The organism is Halalkalibacter alkalisediminis (assembly GCF_028610705.1).
In the GTDB taxonomy this organism is placed as follows: domain Bacteria; phylum Bacillota; class Bacilli; order Bacillales; family Bacillaceae_D; genus Halalkalibacter; species Halalkalibacter alkalisediminis.
The window spans coordinates 88,923-91,134 of record NZ_JAQQWT010000009.1; the positions used below are offsets into that span (position 1 = coordinate 88,923).

A 2,212-nucleotide genomic window follows, 5' to 3' on the forward strand; every position below is an offset into this window, starting at 1 on the left:
CTATGAGCGGGTTTCTCATAGAAGGCGCGCAGCGTGCGTAGCCATTGCCGCTCTTACTCAAGCCAGAAGGGAAAAGTAAAAAGGTCGAACTTTACCTTATTTATACGGTCTCGAAAAAATGGTTGAAAAGTAAATCTTATAAAGCTGTCGCAATTGGTTATCGACTAATTGAGGCGGCTTTTTTTGGAACATGGACGAATTTCTGATAAACTAATATAGTTGATAAAGGAGAGGATTAAGAATGGAAATGAGGCAGTTTCGCAAAGAGATTGAACAGCGTCTAACAAGAGATGGCTGGGCCATCGTTTATGATCATAAGGAAGCTACTTTACGAATAGAGGACAAAGAAATTAAAAAAGGAGTGACGCTTGCTCTTAAACCACTTTTAGCCAAATGGGAACGAAAAGAATTTGGCTCAATTGAAGAGGTTGTTCGTTATGTTGAAGTAGGGGTAGAAGCCATGAAAAAGACCCCGACGATTGAGGGCAATGAAAAAAAGATATTCCCTGTCATCCGGTCGACATCGTTTCCAACTGAATCCAACGAGGGACATGCTTTACTTTTTGATGAGCATACGGCGGAAACACGCATCTATTATGTTGTCGATCAAGGAGAATCCTACACATTAATTAAAGAATCTATGCTTGAAGGTACCTCGTACACAAAAGAAAAAATTCGAGAAGTATCATTGTTTAATGTACGTTCCCTTCCGCAGCCTTTAAAAGAAGATCAAGTGGCAGGCAATCGCTTCTTCTTTTTACGAGCTAAGGATGGATACGATGCAAGCCGGGTGTTAGATCAGTCTTTGTTAGAAAGAATGGAGAAATTGGCAACGGGTCAACTAACCGTTGCTATTCCTCATCAAGATGTCTTAATTTTCGCTGACATTGTTAATGAGAGAGGCTATGATGTACTGGCCCAGATTGCTTTGCAATTTTTCGGAGAGGGTAGGGTACCTGTTACGGCCTTACCATTTATTTATGAGAATGGTGAATTAGACCCTACTTTCATTTTGGCGCAGAGAAAACCAAAATAGATTGGGACGATATGCCCCGTTATATTAAGGCTTATTGTGGTACAATGGAAAAGGATTAGTGATTGATTAGGCTACTGAGAAAGGAATCATGTTCCCTTATTCAGTAACTCGTGTATGAAAGGTGAGACTGTTCACTGCACACTAAATACGTCATGAGTGAGATAATTCTTATCAAGTTGGTGCAACGTTTAAATAGTTGAATGAGTAGGTTGACTAGGACGGTTTTGATTCTTATTACGTGATTCAGCTTGTTGAATTAGTGTAGGAATTAAGACTATGAGTCAACCTTTTTTAAATCACTAGTTAAAGAACGAGGAGAAAGTGAGTGATTTTCACATGGGGAAGCTATATCAATGGATGAGGAGGCTCCAGCAATTTTTAGGAGGAGAAGAGTCCGAACCCAAACAAGAACCACAACCAAATGATCATAAGGGCTATACATATGGGAGAGTTGAGTCAGAAAAAAGGAAAAGTGAGTCTAGGGTAATTTATCAATATCCGAAGTCAGGTCAATTCCGTTTTCCTTTGATCGACGATGGTCCTATGAGGAGACAACAAAAAGAAGAGAAGCCACAAACACGTAGAGTCGTACGCAACGATGAAAAGCTTCAGCCAAAGAAACAAGAAGCTCCGAAAGTGGCAAAACCAGAATTTAAACGGACTTCAATCCCTTCACCTGTTTACGGTTTTGGAGATAGGGAAACCACAAAGAGTATAATGGGTGATAATTTATCAGTGCTACCCTTTGAGAAGAAAGAAAGTCGCTTTAACACACAATCGGATCTATTAGAAAAGGTGTTGGAACGTGCCAACGAAGAAGTGGATGAGCCGATCGTTCCTGATACAAGTCACCTGTCAAACAATTTGAATGAAAAGGGTTCTTTAAAATCAGACCTTTCAGTTAAGTTACCTATCTCCTCAAGTGAAGATGAGGTAGATTTGTCGATAGAGAAAAGTGCGGTTGAAGAAGTTAAACGAGTGGATTCCTCTCAGCAAATTGATTCTATCTCAAAATTAGTAGAATCTCGCTTCTTAGAAGAAGAACTAGAGGAAATAGAAGAGGGAGAACAAGAAACAGAGATAGAACAAGTAGAACAAGTAGAACAAGTAGAACAAGTAGAACAAGTAGAACAAGTAGAACAAGTAGAACAAGTAGAACAAGTAGAACAAGTAGAA

The 2,212-nt window shown here is 39.5% G+C and carries 1 protein-coding gene and 1 pseudogene; both read left to right on the plus strand.

What is annotated here, in order from left to right; genetic code table 11:
* The first annotated feature begins 241 nt into the window (after positions 1 to 241).
* Entirely contained in the window at positions 242 to 1,036 is a 795-nt protein-coding gene (locus tag PQ474_RS14435; protein WP_273844584.1) for a DUF1444 domain-containing protein, read from the plus strand.
* A gap of 321 nt (positions 1,037 to 1,357) precedes the next feature.
* A pseudogene (locus PQ474_RS14440) lies at positions 1,358 to 2,212 on the plus strand (hypothetical protein); the annotation flags it as partial.

Bases quoted from the DNA above. Each gene is read 5' to 3' on its own strand.
- PQ474_RS14435 (WP_273844584.1), top strand. From the start codon at position 242: ATGGAAATGAGGCAGTTTCGCAAAGAGATTGAACAGCGTCTAACAAGA.